The 12,260-nt window shown below is 70.0% G+C and carries 7 protein-coding genes; 3 read left to right on the top strand and 4 right to left on the bottom strand.

Going from position 1 to position 12,260, the window contains the following annotated elements; genetic code table 11:
* Positions 1–55: 55 nt before the first annotated feature.
* Together fdxA and dapC are read left to right on the top strand one after the other, a co-directional pair.
* Positions 56–376 (top strand): ferredoxin, encoded by a 321-nt coding sequence (gene fdxA, locus ACOJSN_RS10885; protein ID WP_420112521.1) that lies wholly within the window; start codon positions 56–58, stop codon positions 374–376.
* Positions 377–388: 12 nt separating this feature from the next.
* Positions 389–1,507 carry a succinyldiaminopimelate transaminase gene (dapC, locus tag ACOJSN_RS10880; protein WP_420112520.1) on the top strand — a complete coding sequence of 373 codons (1,119 nt, stop codon included), beginning with the start codon at positions 389–391 and terminating at the stop codon, positions 1,505–1,507.
* Positions 1,508–1,617: 110 nt separating this feature from the next.
* Here the strand turns inward: dapC and ACOJSN_RS10875 are convergent, their stop codons facing one another.
* Positions 1,618–3,357 carry a diflavin oxidoreductase gene (locus tag ACOJSN_RS10875; protein WP_420112519.1) on the bottom strand — a complete coding sequence of 580 codons (1,740 nt, stop codon included), beginning with the start codon at positions 3,355–3,357 and terminating at the stop codon, positions 1,618–1,620.
* Positions 3,354–8,915, bottom strand: coding sequence for a glutamate synthase-related protein (locus ACOJSN_RS10870; protein ID WP_420112518.1), 5,562 nt, complete (start codon positions 8,913–8,915; stop codon positions 3,354–3,356). Before ACOJSN_RS10870 ends, ACOJSN_RS10875 begins: the two co-directional genes overlap by 4 nt.
* A gap of 262 nt (positions 8,916–9,177) precedes the next feature.
* On the opposite strand from ACOJSN_RS10870, the gene ACOJSN_RS10865 reads away from it, so the two are divergent.
* Positions 9,178–10,476 (top strand): citrate synthase, encoded by a 1,299-nt coding sequence (locus tag ACOJSN_RS10865; protein WP_420112517.1) that lies wholly within the window; start codon positions 9,178–9,180, stop codon positions 10,474–10,476.
* Between the two features lie 166 nt (positions 10,477–10,642).
* Here ACOJSN_RS10865 and ACOJSN_RS10860 read toward each other — a convergent pair whose 3' ends face one another.
* Positions 10,643–11,500 carry a hypothetical protein gene (locus ACOJSN_RS10860; protein WP_420112516.1) on the bottom strand — a complete coding sequence of 286 codons (858 nt, stop codon included), beginning with the start codon at positions 11,498–11,500 and terminating at the stop codon, positions 10,643–10,645.
* The coding region (locus ACOJSN_RS10855; RefSeq protein WP_420112515.1) for a DapH/DapD/GlmU-related protein at positions 11,497–12,260 on the bottom strand (764 nt) is incomplete at its 5' end. The genes ACOJSN_RS10860 and ACOJSN_RS10855, both read right to left, overlap by 4 nt.

Raw genomic sequence — 12,260 nt, 5'->3', positions numbered from 1 at the left:
CCTGAGACCCGCCCGGCCGCCGGACTCGGCGGGGAGCGTGAGGAGAGAGCAACCTGTGACGTACGTGATCGCCCTGCCGTGTGTCGATGTCAAGGACAAGGCCTGCATCGACGAGTGCCCCGTCGACTGCATCTACGAGGGTGAACGCTCGCTCTACATCCACCCCGACGAATGTGTCGACTGCGGCGCTTGTGAGCCCGTCTGCCCCGTCGAGGCGATCTACTACGAGGACGACACCCCCGAGGAATGGGCGCAGTTCTACACCGCGAACGTCGACTTCTTCAGCGACCTCGGGTCGCCCGGAGGAGCGGCCAAGATGGGTCTGATCCCCAAGGACCACCCGATCGTCGCTGCGCTGCCGCCGCAGGGCGAATAATCGCGGGTTCACATGGGCTTCGTCGCGATCACCGAGGACTACCCGTGGGACAAGCTGGCACCGTACGCCGAGCGCGCGCGGCAGCACCCCGACGGTCTGGTGGACCTCTCGATCGGCACGCCGGTCGACCCGACGCCGGCCGCGGTGCAGGAGGCGCTCGCCGGCGCTGCTGACGCGCCGGGCTACCCCACGGTGGTGGGCACACCGGTGCTGCGTGAGGCGATGGTCGACTGGTTCACCCGCCGCCGCGGCGTGGCCGGCCTGAGCACTGCGGGCGTGATGGCCACGATCGGCTCTAAGGAGGGGGGGGGGCTGCTGCCGTCGCTGCTCGGCGTGGGGCCTGGCGACGTGGTGGTGGTCCCCGAGTCGGCGTACCCCACGTACGAGGTCGGCGCCCGTGCCGCCGGTGCCGAGGTGCTGGCGACCGACGACGTCGCGGCCTGGGCCGACGATGCGCGGGTACGTCTCGTCTGGGTGAACTCGCCGGGAAACCCGACCGGCGCCGTGGCCTCGATCGAGCGGTTGCGTTCGGTGGTCGAGGCCGCGCGCGGCCGCGGGGCCGGGGTGGCGAGCGGCGAGTGCTACGCCGCGCTGGCCTGGGAGGAGCCGTGGGCCTCCGACGGCGTCCCGTGCGTTCTCGATCCCCGCGTCGCCGGGTCGTCGCACAGCGGGCTGCTGGCGGCGTACTCGCTCTCGAAGCAGTCGAACCTCGCCGGATACAGGGCCGGCCTGCTCGCGGGCGACGAGGAGCTGATGGCGCGCATCATCCTCATGCGCCGCCACCTCGGTCTGATGCTGCCCGCCCCGGTGCAGGCGGCGATGGCCGCCGCGCTCGGCGACGACGCACACGTGGCCGCCCAGCGCGAGACCTACCGCCGCCGCCGCGAGACCTTGCTGCCCGCGCTCCTGGCCGCAGGGTTCGCGATCGACCACTCCGAGGCCGGGCTATACCTGTGGGCGCGATCGCTTGACGGCGCCGACTGCTGGGCCGCCCTCGACCGGCTCGCGGACCTCGGCATCCTCGCCGGTGCGGGGGAGTTCTACGGCCCGGGCAGCGAGCACCACGTGCGGTTCGCCCTCACCGCCCCCGACGACCGCATCGCCGCCGCCGCCTCCCGCCTCACCCCCTGACCGCTTTCAACGCTGATCCGGCAGGGGAGGACTTTCAACGCCGATCCGGCACGGGAGGATGGTGCCGGATCAGCGTTGAAAGCGGTGTGGTGCCGGATCAGCGTTGAAAGTTAGTAGACGTCGCGGACGTAGCGCTTGGCGCGCTTGAGGTCGTTGACGTACTCGGCGGCCGCCGTTGCTCTGTCCGCGCCACCGATCTGGGCCGCGACGATCTCGACCAGCGCGGCGTCGACGTCCTTCGCCATCCGCGTCGCGTCTCCGCACACGTACAGGTGCGCACCCTCCTCGAGCCACGCGTAGAGCTCGGCACCCTGCTCGCGCATGCGCGTCTGCACGTAGATCTTCTCGGCCTGGTCGCGGGAGAACGCGAGGTCGAGACGGGTGAGCAGGCCGGCGTCGGCGTGGGCGCGGAGCTCGTCGGCGTAGATGAAGTCGCTCGCCTCGTGCTGGTCGCCGAAGAACAGCCAGTTGCGCCCCCGTGCACCGGTCGCGGCGCGTTCCTGCAGGAACGCCCGGAACGGGGCCACCCCGGTACCGGGACCGATCATGATCACCGGGACGTCGCCGTCGTCGGGCAGGCGGAACGCCTGATTCGGCTGCAGGAAGATCCCGGCCGCCTCATCAGCCCGCACCCGGTCGGCGAGGAACGTCGAGCAGACCCCGCCATGGACGCGGTCCGCCCCGTGTCGCACGGAGGCGACCGTGAGGTGGATCCGGTCGGGGCTCGCGAGCGGGCTCGAAGATATCGAGTAGGCGCGGTGCTGCAGCGGCCGGAACAGTGCCTCAAGCTCGTCCACGCCGAAGTCGTGCGAGGGGTTGAGCTCGAGCAGGTCGAGCGTGTCTTTGCCGTAGAGCCAGTTCTCGAGCGGCTCGCGGTCCTCGCGCTGAACGAGCGCCGCGAGCTCGCCGCTAGGGTTCCGCTCGGCGAGAGCACCGATCAGGTCCTTCGACGGCGTCCGGATCTCCCATGTGTGCTGCAGCGCGTCGGCGAGAGCGGCGCCGGCCACCTCGGTGTCAGGGCCGTGCCCCAGCTGATCGAGCAGCAGCTCGATCAACGTCGGATCGTTGCGCGGCATCACCGCCAGCGCATCGCCCGCGGCGTACTCGATGCCGGAGTCGCCGAGAGCGAGCTCGTAGTGCCGGATCTCCTTCGCGCTGCCCGCGCCGGAGAGCACCCGGTTCTCGACCAGGCCGGCCGCGTAGGGGTTCTTGCGGTTCCACTTCGAGCGAGCCTTCGACGGCGGAGCCTGGGCCGCGGGGGACCCGCTCGCCCCTGCCGGGGCTTGCTTGGCCAACGCCTCGACGGCGGTCGAGATCCAGGCGGCGGCCTCGTCCTCGTACGAGACGTCGCAGTCCACGCGCGGCGCCAGCCGCTGTGCCCCGAGCTGCTCCAGGCGCATGTCGAGCAGCTTGCCGGCCTCGCAGAAGTTGTCGTAGCCGGTGTCGCCCAGTCCGAGCACGCTGAACTGGAGCGACTCCAGCCGCGGGGCGTTCTCGTCGCTGATCGCGTCCCAGAACAGCTCGGCGTTGTCGGGCATCTCGCCCTCGCCGTAGGTCGAGGTGATGATCAGCAGGTGGCCGACCTCCGTGAGCGTCTCAGGCGTGGCGGCGTCGAGCGGCTGCACGTTCGCAGCCACCCCGGCCCCGATCGCTGCTGCCGCGAAGTCTTCCGCCAACAGCTCGCAGTTGCCGGTCTGGCTGCCGTAGAGCACCGTGACCGTGAGCGAGGCCGCCGGCCCGGCAGGGACGTCCCGGTGCGCCGAGGCGAGGCCGGCCAGGAAGCCTCCGAGCCAGCTCTGCTGCGCGGTGCTGAACGGGGCGTCGGTGGGGATGAAGAGTGTGCTGGTCATGGCACCACCACCTCCGAGGTGAGGTCGGCAGCGAGCGTGGCGAGGTCGCCCAGGGCGGCGCGCGCCAGCATCTCGTCGAACCGCGCCGTACGGGAGCGGCGGTCGTTCTTGCGCTGCTGGTACAGGATCCAGCCGTAGGTGCCCGGCGCGTCGATACCGCGCACGTTGCGCAGCTGCAGCGAGCGGCGGTAGTCGTCGAGCCGCTTGCCGGCCACCAGCGTGGCGAGCTCGTGGTCCTCGAACACCTCGAGCTGGTTCCGCACGTACTTGACGAGCCGCTGCATCACGAAGAAGTCCTCGGTCAGCACCAGCTTCCGTGCGGCCTCGACCACGCGGGGGTCGTCGATCGCGGTCGCACCGGACACGCGGTCCAGTGCCACCTCCTGCGCCGCGCTCAGCACCGTGTAGGCGCTCAGCAGCCCGTACATGTCGCTGACGTCGGTGCCCCCGATGACCGGGACCCGCCCGCCCGCGACCGCCTGGCCGTCGCGGTAGTGCTCCTTGTAGTCACGGAGCTTGTCAGCGGCGATCGCGGTGCCGAGCTCCTCGAGCAGCTCCTTGCGAGGCTTGTTCGCCGCGATCGCGTCGGCGTCCTGGTAGAGCAGCAGCGCACGGGGCATCCCGATGACCATGTGCTCCCGGGTGCGCGACCAGTCCTGCAGCAGCCGCCCGGCCAGCGCCGAGCCGGTGGCCTCGAGGTGCCACTCGAGCATGGTGCGGACCGCGAGCTCGTGGAACGGTCCGTGCTCGGAGTCGGTCAGCGGCAGCATCAGCAGCGAGTCCTCGCTCACCCGGGCGGCGACCGAGCCATCCGGGTCGTACTGGTACACGAACCCGCCGCTCATGCCGTTGCCGAGTCCCTTGCCGGCGCCGCCGAGGTTGAGCACGGCACCGTTGGTCATGTACTCACAACCGAACTCGCCCACGCCCTCGACCACCGCCGTCGCGCCCGAGTTCCGCACGGCGAACCGGTCGCCGGCCTCACCCTGCACGAACAGGCGGCCCCCGGTCGCCCCGAACAGCGCGAAGTTGCCGATCAGCACGTTGCCGCCAGGCAACGGGCTGCCGCCGCCCGGGGTGCGGACCACGATCTGGCCGCCGCCGGCGGACTTGCCCACGCCGTCGTTCGCCGTGCCGGTGTGGATCAGCGAGAGGCCGTCGTTGCAGAACGCTCCGAACGACTGCCCGGCTGAGCCGGTCGAGGTCACCTGGGCCGAGTCGGGGAGCAGGTAGTGACGCCCCCGCTCGTCGCCGGCCACCGCGGGCATCGCGGCGAGCGTGTCGGCGTCGAGCTCGTAGTTGAGCAGCCGTTCGACGTCGATCGCGACCTGACCGCCCACGGTCTTGTTGGGGTTGTGCAAGCGCCCGGCGTCGAGCACCACCTGCTCGCGGCGCCCGTCCACGAGGGCGGCGCGGAGCTGCTCAATCAGAGCGTCGTCGACCGCGAAGTCCTTCTCGAGGTAGATCGGGTCGTCCACGACCTTCTCGGCCACCGGCGCGAGCATCCGGCGCACGTCGAGCTTGCCCACGGCGGCCGGGTGCTCCAGCAGCTGCAGCAGATCGCCACGACCACGTGCCTCCCGCAGCGAGGACAGCCCGAGCCGGGAGAGCAGCTCCCGCACGTCGTGAGCCACGTTGAGGAGGAACTGCGCGAGAGCGCGCGGGTCGCCGTCGAACGCCTCGGGGTTCGTGGTGAGACCCGCAGGGCACTTGATGTTGCAGTTCTTGGCCATCACGCACTTGAGCATCATCAGCGCGGTGGTGCCGAACTCGAACGAGTCCGCCCCCAGCAGCGCGGAGATCACCACGTCACGCCCAGTCTGGTGCGCGCCGGAGCAACGCAACGTGACCTTCTGCCGCAGCCCGTTGGCGGTCAGCGCCTGGTGCACCTCCGCCACGCCGATCTCGGCGGAGCGGCCGGCGTACTTGAGGCTGGTGACCGGCGCCGCACCGGTACCGCCGGTGTTGCCGGCCACGTTGATGACGTCGGCGCCCGCCTTGGCCACGCCCACGGCGATCGTGCCGATCCCCTCCGAGGAGACCAGCTTGACGATCACTCGCACCCGGGCCGCCTTGCAGTCGTGGATCAGCTGCGCGAGGTCCTCGATCGAGTAGGTGTCGTGGTGCGGCGGGGGAGAGACGAGCTCGACGCCGGGGGTGCCGCCTCGCGCTGCCGCGATCTCCACGGTCACCTTCGGCGCAGGCAGCTGCCCACCCTCGCCGGGCTTGGCGCCCTGCCCGATCTTGATCTCGAGCTCTTGCAGCATCGGGTCGGCGAGGTAGCCGGCCCAGATGCCGAACCGGCCCGAGGCGAACTGCTTGATGCGGGAGCCACGGATCGTGCCGTAGCGCGTGATGTGCTCGCCGCCCTCACCGCAGTTCGACAGCCCGCCGGCCATGTTCGTGCCGTGCGCGACGGCCTCGTGCGCGCTCGCCACCAGCGCCCCGTGGCTCATCGCACCCGAGGTGAGCGTGCGGGTGATCTCGTGGGCGGCCTGCACCTGCTCCAGAGGCAGTTCCGCCGGTGCGGGGCGCAGCAGCCGCAGGAACCGCGCCGTGCGTCCCGAGACGGTGACGGTCAGCTCGCCACCGGCGATCTCGTGACCGTGAACCTCGTGCGGGTACGTGCCCACGAACGCGCGCACCAGCGCCTCGTATCGTGCGGGCTGCGGACCCGAGACATCGGTGAACCACAGCGTGAAGGTCCCCGTGGCTTCGTCCTGCCCGACGGCGGTGCTCGCCTCGGGCGTGATCCGCTCGGTCTCGTTGATCTCCAGGCCGCGGACCAGCACGCTCGCGTTGCCCTCGAGCGCGAACCGGTCGAGCTCGGCCGCGAACTCGGCGGCTGTGCGCAGCCCGGTGACGTCCGCGGGGAAGGTGAGGACGTCGCGCAGCGCGGAGGGTCGGCGTGCGCGCTCGGCGCGGGTGTCCGCCACGAAGTCGCGGTAGCCCGGGGTGATCGTGAAGGCATCGATCTCATCGTCGGTCAGCGCGTCGTAGCCGGTGTGCTGGTACGCCTCGTCGGTCAGCCCGAACGCATCGTCGAGGCCGCGCAGGGTCTGCAGCCGCAGCGCGGGGTCGCTGTCCTCGGGCGCGAACCCGACCTTCTCCTCGGTCATCTCGCCGAAGCCGCGCACCACCACGGTGCCGTAGGAGTGCCCGGCGCCCTCGGCGCGCTCCTTGAACAGGCCCAGCAGCGGGATCTGGCTCTCCTCGGTGACGTCGAGGGCGCGCGTGTGCCACGCCGTGGTGGCGGAGGCGATGCGCGCGAAGCCCACGCCACCCACGGGGGCGTCCATGTGCGGGAAGCACTGGGCGAGCACGTCGTCGCGGGTGTCGAGATAGTTCGGCTCGAAGAACTCGCCGCCGATGTAGCTCTCCACCGTGCACAGGCCGACGCGTCCCATGGTCTTCGCCAGGGACTTCAAGGCCGCCTTGCGGTACTTCTCCACCGCGAGATCGGTCTCGGTCACGGTCTCCGCCGGTGCGGGCGGCGCCGGGTACTTCTGCTCGGCCCGCAACCGCGCCGCGATGCTGTAGACCGCCGAGGCGCCGAATCCGAGCGCGACGGCGATGTGGTGCGAGGACGGCAGCTGGCCGCTCTCGGCCACGATCGAGACCCGCAGCCGCAGCCCGGTCTCGATCAGCCGCCGGTTGACGGCCGCGAGGGCCAGCGGCAGCGGCAGCGGCGCGCGGGTGCGGGAGATCGAGCGGTCGCTGACCACGGCGATCCCGCCCGAGGTCAGCGCGAACGCCTCCACTTCGTCGCACAGCGTGGACAGCGCGGCGCGCATCGCGGCGGCGTTGGCCTCGGCGTCGCCCGGCGCCGGCGCGTACAGCATGTCGAACCGCTGCAGCGGCGTGACCTGCTGCTCACGCAGCCGCAGCATCTCCAGGTGCCCGAGGATGGGGGAGGGCACCACGATCTGCGTCATGTCGGTGCCGCTGCCGGGCTTGGCGCCGAGTGCCACATGCGTGCTCATACCATCGGCTTCGCGGATGCTGTCCAGCGAGGGGTTGGTGACCTGCGCGAACCGCTGCGAGAAGTACTTCGCCATGCCGCCCTCGGTGTCCGAGAGCGCGTTGATCGCGTTGCCGTACCCCATCGCCGAGATCCGCTCGGCGCCCGAGGCGAGCATCGGGTCCATCATGAACCGGAAGCTCTCGGAATTGAGCGAGTAGGCGACGTACCGGGCAGCGAGCGGCAGATCGCCGTCGTACCCCAACGTGGTGGCGCCTCGCTCGAGGCGACCGACGTCCAGATCCGCGAGGTTCACGCGGGCCCGCTGCAGCAGCGCACCGAAGTCGCGGCGCTCGGCCAGCACGTTCAAGGCCTCGGCCGTGCGGTGGATCACGCCGGTGCGGTGGTCCAGATACAGCATCCCGCCGGCCTCGATCCGGCCGCGGTGGGTGACCTCCTGAGCCGGGAAGTCCACCTGCCCGGCCTCGGAGGAGACCATCAGGTAGGTGTCGGTCTCGATCGTGCGCAGCGGCCGCAGCCCGAGTCGGTCCAGGCGGGCACCCACGATGTCGCCGTCGCTGAAGATCAGCGCGGCCGGGCCGTCGTTCTTCTCCTCGTACAACGAGAAGTACTCGAGCATGTCGCGCACCGTGGCGGGGAGCGTCCGGTCGTTCTCCCAGGCCGGAGGCATCAAGGAGACGACGGCCTCGAGGAGTCCCAGTCCGTCGTCGAACACTCGACTCTGCAGGGTCTGATCGAGGCGGCTGGAGTCCGACTGACCGGGTGGGCGCACGATGCTGCGCTGCCGCGAGGTGGCGAGCGCCTCGTCGGAGAGCCGGTTCTTGCGGTCGGTGTTGAGCTCGCCGTTGTGCGCCATCATGCGGAACGGCTGCGCCATGCTGGGGTGCGGCTCGGTGTTCGTGGAGAACCGGGTGTGGAAGTACAGGGTCCGCACCGAGTGCCGATCGTCGACCAGGTCGGTGAAGTAGCTGATCACCTCACCGGAGTTGAGGCGACCCTTGAGGACCTGCGTGCGCGCGCTCAGCGAGAGCGGGTACAGGCCGTCGAGCTCCTGATCGGAGAAGGCCGCGGACTCGATGCGGAGCAGGGCGTCGTTGGCTGCCCGGTCGAGGTCGGCGCGATCCCATCCGGGCGGGGCGCGGAAGACCCACTGCACCACGGGCAGCTGGTAGGAACGTGAGATCCGGCGAATCACCTCGTGGTCGACCGGCACGTCGCGCACGGTGAGCACCTGGACTCCCACTTGGGCGAGCGTGGCGTCCACCAGCTCCCGGGCTGCGGGCCACGCGCTCTCGTCGGTGGGCATGAAGAAGTTGCCGACGCCGAAGCGGCCGGCCTCGAGCGCTTCGCCCGTGATCGCGGAGAAGAACTCCACCGACAGGTCCACGCTCACGCCTGCGCCGTCGCCCACGCCCTCCGAGGACCGGCCGCCGCGGTGGGGGATGGCGCACAGTGCCTCGTCGCCCTTGAGGATCACGTCGTGGGTGGGGCGGCCGTCCTTGCGCGTGATGAATCCCACGCCGCAGTCGCTGTACTCGGTGTCCGGGTTGTGGAGGGTCGCTCGCCTGAGGTCCATGTGGTCCTGCCGTTCGTCATCCCGCGAGCCACGGGTTCGGGACGAGCGCTGCCACGGTGAAGCTCTCGCTGCGGTCGGTGCCGGATCGGGTCACCTCGCGCGAATCTGCAGCAAAGGTACGGTCAACTCGGCCCCATGACAACCTTCGAGCATTGATTGTCCCGAAGAGTGAGACTGAGGGCCCGCGGAGCCCGGGCGGGAGGCTCTCGCGAGCGAGATAGAGTAGCCGGGCTGACCAGCGCCTCATCTCGAAGGGTCTTCCATGTCGGACGCCACTCTCAGTCCTGCCACGTTCAGCGTGGACGGGAAGGAACTCTCCTTCCCCCGCGTGGAAGCCGTGGAGGGCAACGACGGGGTGCTGATCCCGAACCTCCTCAAGGACACCGGCCTCGTCACGCTGGATCCGGGGTTCATGAACACCGCGAACTGCGAGTCGCAGGTCACCTACATCGATGGCGACGCAGGGATCCTGCGCTACCGCGGGTACCCGATCGACCAGCTCGCCGAGGGATCGAACTTCCTTGAGGTGGCCTACCTGCTGATCTACGGCGAGCTCCCCTCCGGTGGCGAGCTCGATGCGTTCGCCGCCCGCGTCAAGAAGCACTCGTTGCTCCACGAGAACTTCCAGAAGTTCTTCACCGCGTTCCCGCTCAGCGCGCACCCGATGTCGGTGCTGCAGGCGGGCATCGCGGGTCTCGCTACCTACTACGAGCACACGCTCGACCCGTTCGACGCCGAACAGCTCGACCTCGCCGCCGTGCTGCTGCTGGCGAAGATGCCCACGATGATCGCGAACATCGCCAAGCGCGCCAAGGGCATGCCGCAGCTCTACCCGGACAGCAACATGGGCTACGTCGAGGACTTCCTCAAGATGACGTTCGGCCTGCCGTACCAGGACCACACGCCCGAGGCGGACCTGGTCGAGGCGCTCGACATGCTGCTGATCCTGCACGCGGACCACGAGCAGAACTGCTCCACCTCCACGGTGCGCATCGTCGGATCGGCGCAGGCGAACCTGTTTGCCTCGGTCTCCGCCGGTATCGGCGCGCTTTCGGGCCCCTCGCACGGTGGTGCCAACGAGGCCGTGCTGAAGATGCTCAACGAGATCCACGGCTCCGACGACGACGTCGACACCTTCATGACCAAGGTGAAGAACAAGGAGGCCGGCGTCCGCCTCATGGGCTTCGGCCACCGGGTCTACAAGAACTACGACCCGCGCGCCGCGATCGTCAAGAAGTACGCGCACGGCGTGCTCGAGAAGCTCGGCAAGTCCGACCCGCTGCTCGACATCGCGATGCGTCTCGAGGAGATCGCCCTCTCCGACGACTACTTCGTGGAGCGCAAGCTCTACCCGAACGTCGACTTCTACACCGGCCTGATCTACAAGGCGATGGGCTTCCCCACCCAGATGTTCACCCCGCTGTTCGCGCTCGGCCGGCTCCCCGGCTGGATCGCGCAGTACCGCGAGATGATCACCGACAAGAGCACCAAGATCGGCCGCCCTCGCCAGGTCTACACCGGCGCCCCCGAGCGCGCCTACGTCCCGCTCGACCAGCGCTGACCCACCGCACCCCGAACCCCCGAACTCCGAACCCCGATTTCACTGACGATCCGTCACAACCCCGATTTCACTGACGATCCGTCACTTCACGTTTCGTCAGTGAAGTCGGTTCGGTGACGTTTGGTCAGTGAAGTCGGCGCCGTCGCGTTTCGTCAGTGAAATCGGGTCAGGGGAGGGCGACCGAGACCGAGACCGTGCCGGGCTCGGCGGGGGAACCGGCCTCGGTCCAGGCTGCGTCGCGGCCGTCGGCGCGTGACCAGACCAGATCACCCACGGCGACCTCCTGCACCCCGGTGAGCTCCGCCGTCGCCACGGCCCAATGGGCGAGGACCCAGCCCGACCGGTCGGGGTCACCGTCGAGGCGAAGGTGAGTCACGCCGTCGGCGGTCTCGGCACTCGCCGAGTCCAGGTCCCGGGCCAGGAGATCGACGACGGCGTAGCTCGCCTCGGTCTCGACGTCCAGTCGGCAGGTGAGTGCGGCGGGGGACCAGCCCGTGAGCGCGGAGGCGAAGGTGCGCGCCATCGTCTCGTGCTGGGCGTAGGCATCGGGGAAGCCGGAGCGTTGCACGGCCTGCGCGGCCTCGGTGATCTCCATGCTCTCGTAGCCCTCGATCGTGACGAGCACGTCGTAGAAGGCGTTGGTCGAGTAGACCGGGTCCATGATCTCTTCGACTGTGCCCCAGCCCTGCGAGGGGCGCTGCTGGAACAGGCCGACCGAGTCACGGTCGCCGTAGTCGATGTTCTCCAGCCGGGACTCCTGCATCGCGGTGGCGAGGCCGATCGTCACGGCGCGCGCCGGCAGCCCTCGCTCCACGCCGATCACCGCGATCAGCGCCGCGTTGGCTGCCTGCTCGGGGGAGAGGGTCGCGGAGGTGCCGTCCACCGTCGCGGTGCAGGCCGACGACCACGGGCGATCCGTGCCGATGCCGCGCAGCAGCAGGAACACCCCGGTGACAGCCACGGCCAGCAGCAGCACGAACGCCAGCAAGGCGCCCAGCACACGCCGGCCGCGGCGCCTGCTCATTGCGCGTGCAGAGCGGCGTTGAGGGTGACGCCGGAGCCGCTGCGCTCGATCGCCTCGACCACACCGCTGGTGGAGTTGCGGCGGAACAGCAGGTTGTTCGCCCCGGACAGCTCGCGCGCGCTGACGATCCGCTGGTGCGGCTCGGCCGCGGTGCGGATCGTCACCTTGGTGCCGGCGGTCACGTACAGGCCGGCCTCGACCACGCAGTCGTCTCCCAGCGAGATCCCGATGCCGGCGTTGGCGCCGAGCAGGCAGCCGGTGCCGATCGACACGCGGTGGCTGCCGCCGCCGGAGAGCGTGCCCATGATCGAGGCGCCGCCGCCGATGTCGCTGCCGGCGCCGACCACCACGCCCTGGCTGATCCGCCCCTCCACCATCGAGGCGCCGAGCGTGCCGGCGTTGTAGTTGACGAAGCCCTCGTGCATCACGGTGGTGCCCTCGGCGAGGTGGGCGCCGAGGCGCACACGGTCGGCGTCGGCGATCCGCACGCCGGTGGGGATGACGTAGTCGGTCATCCGCGGGAACTTGTCCACACCGTGCACGCTGATCGGGCGGCCGTGCGCGCTCGCGAGCAGCGCGAGCCGCACCTCCTCGAAACTCTCTGGCGCGCAGGGGCCTTCCGACGTCCAGACCACGTTCTGCAGCACACCGAACAAGCCATCGAGGTTGATCGAGTTCGGCACCACATAGCGGTGCGAGAGCAGGTGCAGGCGCAGGCAGGCGTCGGGGGCGTCGGCAGGCGGTGCGTCGAGGTCGATCT

The sequence above is a fragment of the Pseudactinotalea sp. genome, assembly GCF_048594945.1.
GTDB lineage: Bacteria > Actinomycetota > Actinomycetes > Actinomycetales > Beutenbergiaceae > Pseudactinotalea.
The sequence above is the reverse complement of the archived record's forward strand: the minus strand, read 5'-3'. Positions and strand labels throughout refer to the sequence as shown.